Source organism: Pedobacter terrae, from assembly GCF_900100705.1.
Classification (GTDB): Bacteria; Bacteroidota; Bacteroidia; order Sphingobacteriales; family Sphingobacteriaceae; genus Pedobacter; species Pedobacter terrae.
The window spans coordinates 41,251-56,732 of the sequence record NZ_FNCH01000028.1; the positions used below are offsets into that span (position 1 = coordinate 41,251).

Annotated in this window: 17 protein-coding genes; 14 read left to right on the plus strand and 3 right to left on the minus strand. The window is 37.7% G+C overall.

Translation table 11 applies throughout. The features are described 5' to 3' along the window. Positions 1-30: 30 nt before the first annotated feature. The 3 genes from BLR60_RS22645 to BLR60_RS22655 all read left to right on the plus strand — a co-directional run bounded on the left by BLR60_RS22645 (position 31) and on the right by BLR60_RS22655 (position 3,206). Positions 31-282, plus strand: coding sequence for a hypothetical protein (locus BLR60_RS22645; protein WP_090504169.1), 252 nt, complete (start codon positions 31-33; stop codon positions 280-282). 316 nt (positions 283-598) lie between these two features. Next, positions 599-802 carry a hypothetical protein gene (locus BLR60_RS22650; protein WP_090504171.1) on the plus strand — a complete coding sequence of 68 codons (204 nt, stop codon included), beginning with the start codon at positions 599-601 and terminating at the stop codon, positions 800-802. Beyond that, positions 786-3,206, plus strand: coding sequence for a hypothetical protein (locus BLR60_RS22655; RefSeq protein ID WP_090504174.1), 2,421 nt, complete (start codon positions 786-788; stop codon positions 3,204-3,206). Before BLR60_RS22650 ends, BLR60_RS22655 begins: the two co-directional genes overlap by 17 nt. A 29-nt stretch (positions 3,207-3,235) precedes the next feature. Here the strand turns inward: BLR60_RS22655 and BLR60_RS22660 are convergent, their stop codons facing one another. From BLR60_RS22660 to BLR60_RS22670, 3 genes are all read right to left on the minus strand, one after another. Next, positions 3,236-3,499, minus strand: coding sequence for a hypothetical protein (locus BLR60_RS22660; protein WP_090504175.1), 264 nt, complete (start codon positions 3,497-3,499; stop codon positions 3,236-3,238). A 3-nt stretch (positions 3,500-3,502) separates the two neighbouring features. Next, the gene (locus BLR60_RS22665; RefSeq protein ID WP_090504178.1) at positions 3,503-4,246 is read right to left on the minus strand and encodes a ParA family protein; all 744 of its coding nucleotides are present in this window, start codon (positions 4,244-4,246) and stop codon (positions 3,503-3,505) included. A gap of 65 nt (positions 4,247-4,311) precedes the next feature. After that, complete coding sequence (locus tag BLR60_RS22670; protein WP_090504180.1) at positions 4,312-4,725, minus strand: helix-turn-helix domain-containing protein; 414 nt, start codon at positions 4,723-4,725, stop codon at positions 4,312-4,314. A gap of 221 nt (positions 4,726-4,946) precedes the next feature. On the opposite strand from BLR60_RS22670, the gene BLR60_RS22675 reads away from it, so the two are divergent. From BLR60_RS22675 to BLR60_RS25265, 11 genes are all read left to right on the plus strand, one after another. Further along, positions 4,947-5,531, plus strand: coding sequence for a GNAT family N-acetyltransferase (locus tag BLR60_RS22675; RefSeq protein ID WP_090504183.1), 585 nt, complete (start codon positions 4,947-4,949; stop codon positions 5,529-5,531). Then, positions 5,528-6,472, plus strand: a complete 945-nt coding sequence (locus tag BLR60_RS25140) for a helix-turn-helix transcriptional regulator (RefSeq protein ID WP_208600705.1) — start codon at positions 5,528-5,530, stop codon at positions 6,470-6,472. Before BLR60_RS22675 ends, BLR60_RS25140 begins: the two co-directional genes overlap by 4 nt. A gap of 1,160 nt (positions 6,473-7,632) precedes the next feature. Then, positions 7,633-8,031 (plus strand): plasmid mobilization protein, encoded by a 399-nt coding sequence (locus tag BLR60_RS22685; protein WP_090504184.1) that lies wholly within the window; start codon positions 7,633-7,635, stop codon positions 8,029-8,031. Between the two features lies 1 nt (position 8,032). Then, a complete protein-coding gene (locus BLR60_RS22690) occupies positions 8,033-9,865 on the plus strand; it encodes a relaxase/mobilization nuclease domain-containing protein (protein WP_090504186.1) in 1,833 nt (610 codons plus the stop codon). A gap of 11 nt (positions 9,866-9,876) precedes the next feature. Then, positions 9,877-10,527 carry a ParA family protein gene (locus tag BLR60_RS22695; protein ID WP_090504188.1) on the plus strand — a complete coding sequence of 217 codons (651 nt, stop codon included), beginning with the start codon at positions 9,877-9,879 and terminating at the stop codon, positions 10,525-10,527. Continuing rightward, entirely contained in the window at positions 10,509-10,934 is a 426-nt protein-coding gene (locus tag BLR60_RS22700) for a hypothetical protein (RefSeq protein ID WP_090504191.1), read from the plus strand. The genes BLR60_RS22695 and BLR60_RS22700 overlap by 19 nt, the downstream gene beginning before the upstream one ends. Positions 10,935-10,960: 26 nt before the next feature. After that, complete coding sequence (locus BLR60_RS22705; protein ID WP_143009133.1) at positions 10,961-11,317, plus strand: hypothetical protein; 357 nt, start codon at positions 10,961-10,963, stop codon at positions 11,315-11,317. A 1-nt stretch (position 11,318) separates the two neighbouring features. Further along, complete coding sequence (locus BLR60_RS22710; protein ID WP_090504196.1) at positions 11,319-11,642, plus strand: DUF4134 family protein; 324 nt, start codon at positions 11,319-11,321, stop codon at positions 11,640-11,642. 235 nt (positions 11,643-11,877) lie between these two features. After that, on the plus strand, positions 11,878-12,192 hold the full coding sequence (locus BLR60_RS22715; protein WP_244155731.1) for a DUF4134 domain-containing protein: 315 nt from the start codon (positions 11,878-11,880) through the stop codon (positions 12,190-12,192). Beyond that, on the plus strand, positions 12,192-12,491 hold the full coding sequence (locus tag BLR60_RS22720; protein ID WP_090504201.1) for a DUF4133 domain-containing protein: 300 nt from the start codon (positions 12,192-12,194) through the stop codon (positions 12,489-12,491). The genes BLR60_RS22715 and BLR60_RS22720 overlap by 1 nt, the downstream gene beginning before the upstream one ends. Then, positions 12,475-15,309 (plus strand): TraG family conjugative transposon ATPase, encoded by a 2,835-nt coding sequence (locus BLR60_RS25265; RefSeq protein WP_090504205.1) that lies wholly within the window; start codon positions 12,475-12,477, stop codon positions 15,307-15,309. The genes BLR60_RS22720 and BLR60_RS25265 overlap by 17 nt, the downstream gene beginning before the upstream one ends. Positions 15,310-15,482: the final 173 nt, after the last annotated feature.

The following is a 15,482-nucleotide window of genomic DNA, read 5'->3' on the forward strand; positions in this document are numbered from 1 at the left end:
CATATCTGTATATTAGAGAAATATATTTTTATGAAAGAATTAGAGATTATAATATCAAAAGTAAAGGAATCCTTATCTGCTAAGGAAGATGAAGTAGCAGGCGCAGTATCAGTAAATACCTATGTACATAGCACTTTGGAGAATCGCAAACTTGAAGTTGCTTTGTTTGAAAATAGTGCCAAACAAGTAACAACTGACCCTACCCAAAAAAGTACCATTTTAGCAAATTTTGAAAGGGATGCAAAAGCTCTAATAAATGAAATCAATAAGATTGAGGTATAAAAAAAGCCCGATATCCCTTGCGGAACCAGGCTTTTACCTAAACCTTATCACAATGTAAGCGGAAGCTTACAATAGGTATGCAATATAGGATTTATGTCTTTACTATCATAATAAAGGTAGAGCGTCCGCAGATCGGGCCAACTTTAATGAGTAAATGATAGTAAATAGCTTTGCCGGCAGTAAAACTCACAGCTGTTTTTGATAGCATTTATTATTCCTGGAGATCTTCTGGAACATAGTTAATGATAGTAAACACGTTTGGCATATAATGAACTTTCTTAGTACATTTATATGAACAATTAATGCCTTACTTATCATGCCGGACTTCAAAAATTGGATTGCAGACGTAAAAGACGACCATCCTACCCTTAAGCCTTTTATAAACAGGCTCGATAAATTCTTTTCCGAAAGCGGATTCAATAGCTCTGCATTTGAAAAGGCTGTAACCAAAGGGCTGAGTGAAGCCGAAAATAAAGCTGTAGAATCATTTACTTACAAGCAAAATGTTGAAAGTAAATAAGATAACAGTAGAAAATTTTCGAGGAATAAAGCTTCCTGTAGCACTGGATTTCAAGAAGAACGGTAAACATACCTCTGCTATATTATACGGCCGAAATGGTACAGGAAAAAGCTCCCTCGTAGATGCATGGGAATGGCTAAATAATAATGGTGTAATAGAAAGCCTGAACAGGGAAGGGATATCCGTTTCCGATTATCCCCACAGATCATGCGGAGGCACAGATTGCCACATTTCAGTTGAATTAGACCATGCGACAATATCGCATATAAGTTCAGCCTTTAACAGCAAAAAAATAAGTATGCCGCTTATTGAAGGGGATTTTGCGGCTTTTAAGGCATTATCTACTTATCCCAACTATCTGAGATATGTGGATTTACAAGATTTCGTATTTAAAAGAAAGACCGAGAAATATAGATATATAGCAAAATTCTTTGGCTTAGAAGCTTTCATCAAAAACCAAGATGATATTTCCGCTACACTGAATAGGCTTTCCGCTACCCTACAGGGTTATAATACAAATAGTCAAGAAGCACAAAATTCAGTTACGGCTATTATTGACCAAAAACATTTCGATGATAACGTGATCATCATTGCGCTGAATAACATAGCTGCAAGATATTCAATAGCTCCCATAGTTAACTTTAAGGAAGCCATCTTAATAAAGGAATCCCTTGATAAAATAGTTCAAGAAGACCCTGTAACTAAGGAACTGACGGAATGGAAAAGTTTTCTTGATAAGATTAATGCGTTTTATCCAATTCAGGATTTAGAACCAAGCTGTAAAGAATTAGAGGAAACCTTTGACATTTTGAAAAAAGATGAGGAAAGTATAAAGAACCTTATTTTAACAGGTTTGTACGAAACTGCTATCAATATTATACCTCAGCTAGAAGATCAAGAGAAATGCCCAATATGTGATGCGACCGGACGCGCTAATTTATTATCTCATGTAAAAGAAAAGCATGATGCCCTAGATGAGCTTGTTAAAAAGAAAAAAAACTTTGAACGCTTAAAACCAAGTATTGAAAGCGCTTTGCATAGTATTTTGAGAAAAGTGCAGAATATATCCGGTGAGAAAAGCACAACTGTACTGACTACTTTAAACTTATTATTTCAGGACATTGAGAGTATTTCATCCACACTTCCTGATATACTAATCGAATTGAAAAAGCCGTTGAACGATATCAACGAGATAAATTTATACAATAGTATCCTTTTAGAAAAAATTGAAAGTTTAATTGAAAAGGAACATAACATTAGGGAACAGGTAACAGACAGGGTTGCTCTGCTTGAAGGGAATACCCAAAGAAAGGACTTAGCAGACGATTTTGGGACTGTAATTAAGCTGACAGATTCTTATCAGAAGGTACTTGTATGCACAGCTAAGATTAATTATTTAGAGGATATTATTTCTAACCTAACTGTCCTACTTGGGCAATTAACGTTATTTATTCAGACAACCATACAAGATACTTTTACAATTATATCTACAGACGTGGTTGAGTGTTTTAATATCTTAGAGGTCGCTAATCGTTTTATTAAAAATCCTGAGTTAAAACTCATTCCAGGGAAGGATAAGGCGGTTGAACTGGAAATTGAATTTGCTACAGAAAAGACGTCACCTGCATTCAAATTCATGAGCGAAAGCCAAGTAAATAGTTTCGGGTTAGCAATCTTTCTGTCTGCCGTTAAGCATTTCAATAAAGACTTTAAGTTCTTTATCTTAGATGACGTAGTGAACAGTTTTGATTCATTCAAAAGGCCAAAAGTTATTGAACTGATAGCCACAAAATTTTCTGACTTTCAAGTATTAATGCTAACCCATGATCAGATTTTTTTTGATACTGTACAAAAAGCATTTCCTAATTGGCAGCGCTATAAATTTACGTCTTGGGATTTTGCGACCGGGCCGAAGTTTAAATTAGCCAAAAATTATAATGAAGCTATTAAAAACCATCTTGATGAAGACGAACCTAAAGAAGCCGGTAATTCATTGGGCGTATATTTCGAATGGACTTTTGGCTTATTAAGTGAAAGAATGAAGGTGGCGTTACCGTATAAAATTGAGAACGTATATACACTTATAGAGTTTTTTGAGCCGCTAAAAAAGAAGTTCAAAGATAAGCTTAAAGATGGTAGCAAGGAACATAAGCTACTGATAGCATTTGATGAACTTGAAAAAATCGTAATTTTCAGGAATTATTGTGCTCATTGGAAAAATGAAGCTAACTCATATACATCAATTGAGATTGAAGAAATATTCAATAAGTGGATGGAGATAGAGGAAATGATATATTGTCAGACGTGTAAGTCTTTTACCGGGCTAAGCAGCGCAAATAACTCAGATTACGTAAAGTGTGGTTGTAACGCAATAAATTTAAAAGATTTGTCATATTACCAATAAAAATAAGCCCTGCTTAGACAGGGCTTATTTTATAGTTTGTATTTATCCGCAACAGCATTTAATATCAGGTCTTTTACCGAAGTGCCAGTATTCGCACTCATTATTTTGAGTTGCTTCAACCATCCTTTTTTCATCCTTAGCGGATATCCCGTAATTTCTTCTTCTTCCTCTAAATCAGCCTCACTTTTTCTTTTTGCTGTTTGATCAACTTTGGGTGGCACATTAAACAGGGCACCTACCCCAGTCATGTTTTTATTGTTTTCTTCCAAATTGCCCAAATTTTTTTTCGCCATGACTTATATTTTTGTTAAAATTTCGTTTACCAAGTTTTCGTAATCAGTCGCCCCGTTTGAACCTGGAGCATACTCAAATATATCTTTACCCTGGATGGGGGCTTCCGCTAATGCCACATTAACCCTGATCTTGCTGTTGAGTAATTTATCGCCAAAATGTTTCTGAACGCTTTCGGTTATATGTTCTGTCAGCAACCTTTTAGGATTGCATTTTGTGATAAATACACCCCCAATCGTGAGGGTCTCATTATAATGCGTTCTTACGTCTGAAATTATTGATACCATTCGATCTATACCTCTGTAAGCATAATACTCAGCCTCTAAAGGAATAAGTACCGTATCGGCAGGAACGAGTGCGTTAATAGTTAGCATGCCCAATGCCGGGGGACAGTCAATAACGATATAATCGTAATCCGTTTTAAGCTTTTTAAGAAGGTTTTTCAGGATACTTTCGCGAGCAAGCCTTGAAACTAACTCAAGTTCGGCACCTACTAATTCCAAAGACGAAGGAACCAGGTCTAAGTACTCATTGATTTTTTCAATGGGTAAATCAATGCCATCACGGATGCTATTATAAATTGATGTTTTAATATCCCTTACTCCTAATCCTTCTGTTAAGTTAGTTTGAGGGTCAATGTCAATCAGAAGGGTTTTTTTCTTTAGTCGTGCAAGCCCCGCCCCGATATTAAGGGCCGAAGTGGTTTTACCTGTACCCCCCTTATGGTTTAGTATAGCAATGGTTTTCATAACGAATCAATGTTTATACAATGATACGCAAATATCTTTATATAATGATATCTTGATATAAATATTTATTTTTTTAATTGGCGCTCGAGGGCAGCGATCGTTTTATCCTTGGCCTGTAGCAGTTCGATGTATAAGTCACGCTCGGCATTAAGCCTTTTAATGTCAGCTTGAAGTAATTCGATCATCCTATCTTTTGTGTCCGATCCCGCATTTGGGTCAGAAGTAGTATTAACAACTTCGGGCTGATCAGGAGGGGTTTCAATGAAGAACATTTCGCCTTGGTTCTTTTCAAGATAATTAATATTGATCTTGTGAATGTTAATCAGCATCAATTTAACTTTTCCAGACAAACCGTTTTTGCCTCTTTCAATGTCAGAGTACCCACCTTGCGTAAGGCCGATCGACTGGGCAAAGTCCAGTTGGCTATATCCTAAAGCTTTTCTTATAAGCTTTAAACGTTCATTCTCATTATTACCCATAGACTTCAATCATACGTTCTTGTTTAATTATAGCAAAACTGTAATTAGGCTTTATTTTTGTGCTATTTGCTTTATCCCTTTAGCAAAGGATATTGTAAGCAGGATGTAAAGATATAAAAGTAAAAATTTTTTATAGCTATGAGTGGCTTTATAACGTAACACAATTCTGCACGTTTAATATATGTTTAGCACTTAACTAATACTAAAAAAATCATTGCCCTATGATTAAAGCCGATAAGAACCACAAATCACATATGATTGAAATCCTTACTAATTCCTTTGAGGATAACCAAAGCGTGAACTACATTGTAAAGCAGGACAGCAAAAGGAAAGATCGCATTCGTGCGCTGATGGATTACTCTTTTGAAATTTGCTACATGTTTGGTGCTGTATATCTTTCAGATGATAAGAAGGCTTGCGCTCTTGTGTTGTACCCAGACCAAAAGAAATTCTCGATAAAATCAACTTTACTCGATGTGCAGCTTTTGTTAAATTCTATTGGTATATCTCGAGCGGGTAAGGCCATGAGCCGGGAAAGCGCAATCAAAAGCAATTACCCCAATCAGCCGATATATTACCTATGGTTTTTGGGGGTACTTAATGCTGATCAGAACAAAGGTATAGGCAGCCAACTTTTGCGTGAGATTATACAAGATAGCCAGGTGCAGCGTAAACCCATTTATTTAGAAACTTCTACCATGAAAAATATTCCTTGGTATCAGAAGTTCGGATTTTCAATCTATAAGGAATTGGACTTCGGGTATAAACTTTTCATGCTAAGGAGGGGTGAAGACCAACCTCTATGAAAGTCTTTAATACGGACATGCACATTGTGACATTCATCTTTGTGATTTTTGAAGCAATAATGCTCTTGTATCAATTCCTATTTTACTTACAAAGACCGTTCGAAAAAAAACGCCTATACTACATCATATTATTAATACTCTTTATCATTTATAATGTATGTGGAGGCTTGTTTCCTGACCCAACCCTAAAAAGAATTTCGCTTACTGTCCAGAATGTACTTGCCTGGGGTAGCGGGTTTGCTTTAGCCTGTTTTATGCCTTATTATTTTTATAAAGCATATGATTTAGAGAGGTTGAAGTTCCATGCGAGGTATGGGGTTTTACTATTCTTATTAGCGCCATTCTTAATATTTTTTGGCATCGAATATCTAATACAAGGAAATATAGACCGGGCTGTTAAGCATGGGGTAATTATCCCATTCATCTATGCGGTAATTTGTGTGATAGCGATGTATCGTTCTATTAAAATTAAACAAGGTGAGGATACTAAACTTGGAAAAGAAATGCTTCTAAGCTTAGTTGCAATCGCACCCTGGGTATCAATGCCTATTCTTTCATTTTTCAGAATTGGGCAACTGCCGGAAGTTTTAGTAATGAATGGTGGTTTCCTCGTTATAACAGCATTATTCATCTGGAAGGCAATTGAACAGGCCAGGGAAGAAGCGCTGCATTTACAGGCATTACTTTCAACCGTTGAGGATAGTGAGGTTAAGCAAGATGTATTTATGGAAAATTGCGAAGCCTACAGATTAAGCCCGAGGGAAATTGAGGTTGCCGCTTTAATAGCGGATGGTTTAAAATATAAAGAAATAGCGGATCGTCTATTTATCCAGGAGCGAACGGTTACCACTCACGTTCAAAAAATGTTCCTTAAAACAGGAGCAAAGAATAAGGTTGAACTTTTGAATATTTTAAAAGGTAAAGACCAACTATTTAGATAGCCATATATACGTATAGTTGCATAGTCAATTATACGTATATTTTTATATCATTTAAAATCAGCACTTTGCAAGCTAATACGTATAATCACGTAGTATAAAAATACGTGATTTTCAACCTCTAAATAGTAGTTTCAGCGTATTTACAGCCCCCGTTATTACGACCATATTTGTTTCATTCTATCCTAAAGAAACAAAATGGAGCCTTATGTACCAGTAGTGACAGTTATAGTCTACTATGTGATTTTAGCTGTCATTGCCCATCGAAAGGCATCAAAAAAAAGGCCAAAGCCTTAGTCCATCTTTTTTAAGAATAGATTTATAAAAGTTTAAAATGATAATTTTAATTACTTTGTATACAATGTTTTGTGCTATAAATATAGCGAATTGATATTTTTATATTATAAAATATAGCAAAACTGTATATTTGTATATCCGAATAGCTGATTGGTTAAATATTCAGATCGGTTAAAAAGGTCTTTGACATTGGGGGAAGAAGCATTTTTGGTGCAGAGCCAAAAATTATGAGCAGTTACATTCACTCTTTATTCATCGAGATATGAATTATAAAGACTGTCTTTAGCGAACCATAGGCAGCCAGTTTTGGCAGGTATGTAGATACCGACGTGAGTATTCCCGAACGCATATACAGGCAGAGTTAATTAGTTAGCTATTGGTGTCGAAGCCACTGCCTGTACAAAAGGATTTAATCCCCTACTTTTCTTTTTGCTGATTAACCTACGGTAACAGTCAATTCATTATAGCTACTTGATTATTTGAATATTCAGATATTGCAATATCTATATATCTGTATAGCTAAATAGCTAAATATACAGATATCCGTATTTACGGCTATCCGCCTACTCAATACCTATATAACTTTTATTATGGCGTTGACCGCCATTTCAATTTTTATAGTAGAGATAAACGAATATTCGAATATCGGCATATCTGGCTACTGCAAATCAGGGGTTGAGAATGCCATAACGGAATGTTGTTTTTGTAACTGCAAGATGTGTTTTTGTGTATCGTAAACCCTTTGGGATTTACCATACACAACACGTTCTTGCCCATTCTTAAAATTGATTCGTACCTCATAAATTTTAAAAATAGGGGGTAGGGAAAAATTCGCAACTCATTTTTCTTAAACCAACCACATACCTATGAGCAGAAACAAAGGTGGAAGGCCACCCAAGAATGAAGGTCAGAAAATTAAGCAAGCACACTTAAGGTTGACCGAAGATCAACATAAGAAGCTGATGCAATTAGAAGATCAGATCGGTTTGAACCGAACAGATCTTTTTATAAAGCGGGTCTTAGAAAACCAAGATTTTATAATTACCAAAGACGTACTTATTCAGCTTGCCAAGGTTGGCGCTGAAATGGGAAAGGTAGGTAGCAATATCAATCAGTTGGCGAAACATGCCAATACCATCATCAAAAACCACCAGTTGCCACCTGAAATAGTTGCCCAGTATAACGACCTGTTAGGTCTGCACTTAGTACAAGAAAGGGAGTTGTACAAAGTTTTGAGGCAGATGTATAGGGTAATGAAAAATTAATATGGTCGTAAAATTTCTTAATAGCAATAGTTCATTCAATGGAGTAAGCTATAACACAAACAAGATGGAAAAGGACAAAGGGGAGCTGATGAAAACAGAGAATTTTGGCTACCTGCAAGGTATCCCTAATGTCATGCCGGAAGAATATAAAAATTATCTCCGTGCCCATTCAAGTACCAACTTCGTAGTTCAGGACAAACAGCTGCACCTGGTATTGTCAGGCGAGGGTAGGGAGTATAACAAACACCAGTTAACAGATATGGCCGATGCCTTCATGAAAGAAATGGGCTATGGTAAAAATCCCTACATGGTTGTTTTTCATAACGACACGGCCAACAACCATGTTCATATAGTAAGTAGCCGTATAAATTCCGAGGGCAAGAAGATTAATGACTCGTTCGAATATAAACGAGCAATGGCCGCTATTCAAAAGATAATTAAGAATGATGTTGCCTATTCGACAATAGCACAAGTTCAAAAATCATTCGATTATAGTATTTCGACCGTAGCGCAGTTTAAGCTACTTTTCGAACAACAAGGCTATTCGGTTAGCTATAATGATAAGGATATGACCTTGCGGAAGTACGACGATATTCAGCAAATAATTCCGATGGAAAAAGTTAATTCTTTGATTGCTGAAAGTAAAAAAGACAACACCAGGATACTTCAATTAAAAAGTATCATCAACAAATATAAAGGCCGTTCTGATGCTTCAATAAGTGTAGTGTACGAGCCATCAAAATTTGAAGATGTAAAAAAGCCTATTGGCTACACATCTGATTTGGCAAAGGTTCTGAAAGAAAAATTTGGTTTGGATATCGTCTACCACGGCAAAAAAGGATTACCGCCTTACGGTTATAGCATCATAGATCATGCTAATAAAGCTGTTTACAAAGGAGGGGAGATAATGCCACTTAAAGAATTTATAGATAACAGCAATTATAAAAGCCGGACTATTCAGGACACAGAGCCAATACAAATTACTGTAGATGGATTTAAGGAAAAAGAAGCGTCTGCAAGAATTTTTGGCGAGCGTTTAGGCAGGGTATTCTTTGCAGCCATTCCAAAAGAAAAAATGGCATTGATAAATGTAATTCTTAAGTCGGCCCTGCATGAGTTCAATTCAGTAAGTGAAGGCTTAAGCCGACATAAGATAGAACTGGTTACAGATAACCAAGGCTTGTACGTTTTGGACAAAAGCAGCAATATTATGATCGATGCAAAGCGGGTATTAAGCACTTCCGATTATGCTTTAATGGCAAGGCGTTCAGGCTTGAAATTACCGCAAAAAGAAAAAGAGGTCATACTCAACACCGATAACAGCAAAGCCTATTCACTTAAGGGCATACTTAAAAATCACGGAGCAGCTAACTACCAGTTTGATAAAGACGGTAAGCCAAGTTACTTCATTGAACTATTGAAGCCTGATGGAACCTTAAAAATGGTTTGGGGTATCGACCTTGAAAGAGCGGTGGCCGAATCAGGGTATCAAGTTGGAGACACAGTACAGCTTAATTACAAAGGCTTTAATGAGGTGCAAATACAAGTTCCCGTTAAAGATGCCCAGGGAAATACCACCCATTATGAAGAAAAGGTAGTCAAACGCAACGACTGGGAGATATCAGAACCGGACGAGCGGTCAAATTCAAACTCCTATCAAGGCAATACTTCCGAAGGTGCCGTTTCTCAACCAGTCATGAGCAGTCATGATGAATCAGCGTTATTAGATGCTATTCAAAATTTTGAACTAAGCATTGCCAATGATATTGATGATGAACAGATCAACGGAAGGAACAGGCGCAGGGTTAGAAAATCAAGAGTAAACACAAGATAAATCACAAGCATATGATTATACTATTCGCAAATCAAAAGGGGGGAGTTGGTAAATCTACCCTTGCCGTTTTATTCGCAAACTACCTTTCATTAGTACAGAATAAAGAGGTTGTTATATTCGATATGGACAACCAACGGTCTATTTATAATAAAGTTCAAGCTGCCCAGGTATTGGAGAATAAGCCTTTATATGAAGTAGAAGCTGCCGAGATGGAGCAGTTCAGCACCATTAATGAAATAGTCAGAGAAAAGGAAGGGCTGATTACAATATTAGATGTAGCGGGCAACATTGAAAACGATAGCCTTATTCCCATATTTAAGGGTATTGATTTAATTATTTGCCCTTTTGCTTATGATGAATTTTCGGTAGGTGCGACTATCGACTTTTCGGAAGTGGTGCGCACACTGAATGAAAAGGCAAATATTGTTTTTGTGCCAAACCGCATTAAAACGAATGTTAAGTACGAAACGCTCGAGAGCGTCAACAAGGTGCTTTTGAATTTTGGGGCGGTCACAAGGCCACTTCCTGAAAGGATAGACTTTCAAAGGATAACCACCTTTGAGACACCGCCCAGTATCATACAGGCAGTTTCCCCGGTATTCGATTTAATATTCAATGAGTTCATACATAAATATACTGGGTCATGGAAAGAGAAAGTATAAAGGCAATTACCGAACGGGTTCGTAAAGAGAGAGAGCAGGTAATTTTGAATGGGGGCACGGAAAGCCAAACCATACAACCAGAAGCCCCAATTGCAATACCGTTAGACGGTGAGGCATCGACCCTACCGCCACCGATAAGCGTTAAACCACCACCAGTTATTTTGACGGATGGGCAGGATTTAACAGAACTCATACAGCAGATTACTTCTGTAAAGGTATCAGGTCAAACAAAGATGTTGATCAGGTTTGACGACAAGCACATGCCAGTCTTGAATATGCTTCAACCAGCTTTGAAAATCAACGTTGTTCAGTTCGTTAATTTTTTGGTTGAACGGTTCTTTGAAACGAATCCTGATATCAAAACGCTAATGAAAAATTCACTAAAAAATTCACTTAAAGAGATATAATTATGAGTTGGTCAAAATTTACAATAGTGCTGATAGTTGCCTATGTAGTCTACTATTTATTCAACATTATCATGGATAGTTTGAAAAGCAAAAACGTAAGTGCTGCAACAAGCGGAGGGGATGTTCTAACATTTAGTGAGGAAGTACAAACCACGCCTGTAGAGCATGAAGAAGAACGGGCGATAATTCCGGTAGCAGTCCTTGATGAATTTGAGGATGATAGCCAAAACGCAGTTTGGGAGCGCGAGGACGAAGACACCGAGGAACTCAATATTATATCACATAATATCAATAGTTCAACAGGTGGCATTACCCAAATGTCAGAAGTTATCAAGCTTGCGAAAAGCAATACCATAGATTATAAACGGTCAATCGTCTTTTAAAATGAAAAACTATAAGAAGATACATTATATCAGGGCTGCAACATTAACAGCCCTTTTTTATTGCCTTATTTCGCCATCCTTCGGACAAGCCCCCGGCATTCAAGAATTTGGGGATGCAACACGAATGGTCAAAAATCAATACCATGCTTTGACCTATACCGCATCTATACTGGGCGCTATTTTCGGTCTGGTCGGTGGCCTAAGAATTTATAACAATTGGCAATCAGGAAAGCATCACATTGATGCACAGGTAATGGGTTGGTTGGGGGCTTTTATTTTCCTTCAACTTATCGCAGTAATTATCGGTGCCATGTACGGTGTATAACCTTTGCTATCATAGTAAAGCCGGAGCATCCGCAGATCAGGGCAGCGCCACCGATCAAATGATAGCATTTTCTCAAACCGGTTCGAAGACCCTCAGCTCGTTTTGATAGCATTCAGCTTCGCTGCAGCGAACCAGGTTAAACTAAACTGATAGTAAAACCTATCGGTAAACTTCACAATCCGCAATTAATCAATTTTTTATTTCAAATTTTTTTATCCATTAATTTTTATCTGTTATGAAAATGTCAAGCAAATTCAAAAAAGCGTTCGCAGTTGCAACTTTAGTCGCAGTATCTGCAAGTCAATCAATGGCGCAAGATGGTATCACTGGTATCAATGCAGCCAACACTTCTTTACGCCAGTACGTTGACCCAGTTGCTACACTTTGCCTTGCAATCGGGGCGGTTGTTGGTATTATCGGTGGTGTTCGTGTTTACATCAAATGGAACAGCGGAGATCAAGATATCAACAAAGAAATCATGGGATGGGGCGGTTCTTGCCTTTTCTTAGTACTGGTAGGCGTTATTATCAAAGCTTTCTTTGGTGTATAATGGCAAAGCAATTCAACATTTATAGGGGGCTTCAAAAGCCCCTTATTTATCGTGGTTTTCAAGGAAAATTCATCGGATGGGGCATAGCATCCCTTGTCATAAGCTTAGTTGCAGGTGGAGTTGTCGGCAGTTTAACAAGCATGGCGTTAGGAGGGCTCATTTGTGTGGGTGGCTTTGTAGGAGGCTTAGTTTTCACCGCTCAACAGCAGAAAAAAGGATTGCACTTCAAAACAAGGCACACAGGCATATTCAGGTTTGGTACTGATTTTAGAAAATTAAGATATGGCACAAAAACGTAAAACAGAGTTCAATTTACCGTATTTCGGAATTGACGAAAGTGGGAAATACCCAACCATTTATAATTTAAAAGGGGATTATGGCGTAGTGATACAAATTAATAACCCAGTACTGCAATATTCAGCAGACCCAAGCGCCTATGATGGCTCACACCAACTGTATGTAAACATCACAAAGATTTTGGGCGAAGGGTATGTAATTCAAAAGCAGGATGTTTTAACAAAGAAGATTTACAATAAAGCAGATAGCACCGAATACTTACAGCAGAAGTATGACGAGCATTTCAACGGTCGAGAGTACACCGACCTCACTACTTATTTGGTAGTTACCCGAAAAGCTAAACGAGGTTCTTTTTACAGTTATAATAAAAAGAACTATTCCGATTTTGAGCAGAATATCGGCAAGTTAGAAGACCTGCTAAAAAGAAATAGCCTGTCACCCAAAATTCTAACCCGAAATGAAATTGACCTTTACGTGAAGCGCATACTTAGTATGAATTTTAGTACTAATAATGTTTCACTCAATAATATGCGTGCTACGGATGTAGAAATACAGATGGGCGATAAAGCAGTTCGCAGTATTCCGCTTGTCAATATCGATACAATTGATTTGCCGGAGAAAGTTTCGACACACATCGAGCGGAACGATAAGGACACCCTTAAAGGGTTCCCTATTGATACAATGGGTTTTTTGTATAACGTACCATTATATCAAACCATAATTTACAATCAGATCATAGATATACCTGCCCAAAACATGACACAGCGCAAGTTGGAGTTAAAAAGAAAAAGGCATTCAGGTATTCCCGACCCTGCAAATCTGATGTGCGTTGAGGATATTGATAATTTACTTGTAGACGTAGCCAGGGAAAACCAAATGCTTGTTTACTGTCATTTCAATATTTTGGTTTGCGCCCCATTAGAAACCATTCAGCAGACGTGTAATTACATTGAAAGTTCTTTGTTTCAACAGAGCATTATACCTAACAAAAATGCCTACAACCAAATGGAACTTTTCAGAACGGCCATGCCTTGCAATACGGTCGAGTTAGCGGAATATGATTTGTTTTTGACCACAGCAGATGCAGCCCTTTGTTTTTTTTTTAAAGAAGCCCTAAGTAAAGATGAAGTGAGTGGCTTTCAAATTCGCTTTACTGATAGACAGGGCATACCTGTAGCAATCGACCCCGCAGATTTGCCAATGCAGACCAATAGGATTAACAATCGAAACAAGTTCGTTCTTGGCCCGAGTGGTTCGGGCAAGTCCTTTTTTATGAATGCCCTTATAGAGCAATATTGCATGTACAATAAATCAGATAAGCCTAAATGGTTGATGGATGTTGTAATTGTCGATACCGGGCACTCTTATTCAGGATTATGTTCTTATTATGGCGGTAAATATATTACCTATTCGGAGGAAAAGCCCATTACCATGAACCCTTTTGCGATCAGTGAAAGTGAGTACAATATCGAAAAAAAGGACTTTTTAAAAACGCTCATTAGCTTATTGTGGAAGGGCGCTGATGGGACAGTCAATCAGGTAGAAAGCGACGTTATTTCCCAGGCAATTTCATCTTACTACAGCAACTTTTTTGGGAAGCCCCTTTTCGTCGATATTACCGAGGAAGAAGAAAGGGAAATTCAACAGGAAGCGGAAGCCGAGGCAGCGCAGTTGGACTATACCGAAGAAGCAAAAAAATCATTAGACCTGGACGGTTTGTTATCGGAAGCCCAAGCACTCACTAATAGCTTTGAAGGAAATCCAGACGAAAAGCTTACGTATTATGAACAGCAATATCAAAGGCTTTATGACGAGCAATTGCAAGGAGCCATCGAATGGCTTAAAGATGCACAGGCCGATGATCTGTACAACACCAAATTGACAGAAGCGAGAATAAAAAACAAGGAGGAATTTAAAAGGAAGAATGTTGTTGAACTTAATTTCAACTCTTTTTATGAATTTGCTTTGTACAAAATTCCCGAGATAAAAGAGCAGGAACGCATACCCTTCGATATTGACGAGTTCCGTTTTGTTCTGAAAAAGTTCTATAAAGGTGGCGAGTTCCAAGCGATCTTAAATGAGGAAGCCGATAATTCAATGTTCACTGAATCCTTTGTGGTGTTTGAAATAGATAGTATTAAGGAGCATAAAACATTATTCCCAATCGTAACGCTGATTATTATGGATGTTTTCATCCAAAAGATGCGTTTCCGTACCGAACAGCGAAAGGCACTAATAATCGAAGAAGCATGGAAGGCTATTGCTTCACCACTTATGGCCGGATACATCCTTTACCTGTACAAAACAGTTAGAAAGTTTTGGGGAGAAGCAATAGTGGTTACGCAGGAATTAGGCGATATCATAGGTAATGCGGTAGTGAAAGACAGTATTATTAATAATTCCGACACTACTATGCTGTTAGATCAATCGAAGTTTAAAGACAATTTCGATGAAATAGCAAAGCTATTGGCGATCAACGCCCATGAGCGCAAAAAAATCCTTACCATTAACCAGTTGGATAACCACGAAAATAGAGGCCGATTTAAAGAGGTTTATATCAGAAGGGGAGCCACGGGCGAGGTTTACGGTGTAGAGGTAGCCCTCGAGCAATATTTAATTTATACTACCGAGAAGCCGGAGAAAACCGCAGTTGAATGCTATAGCAGCTTTTACGGCAGTTACAGGGCAGGTATAGACAATTTTGTTAGAGACCTTAAACGATCAAGATTAAAACTTCCCCAGTTTTTCAATAAGGTCAATAGTATGCGTAGGCCAATCTACGAAGAAGGCAAGACCGAAATACTACAGTTAGTTAGTTAATCAATCCAAATTCATTTACTTATGAAAACACGATTTTTATTGTTGTTTGGCTTAGGCATTATGCTAATGCAAAAGGTAAACGCCCAATCTTTATACATCGACCCTGTTACCTCTGCTGCACAGCTTGCACACGCAAGCGTGATCAATTCGCAGTTGAATGTTACCAAGGAAAA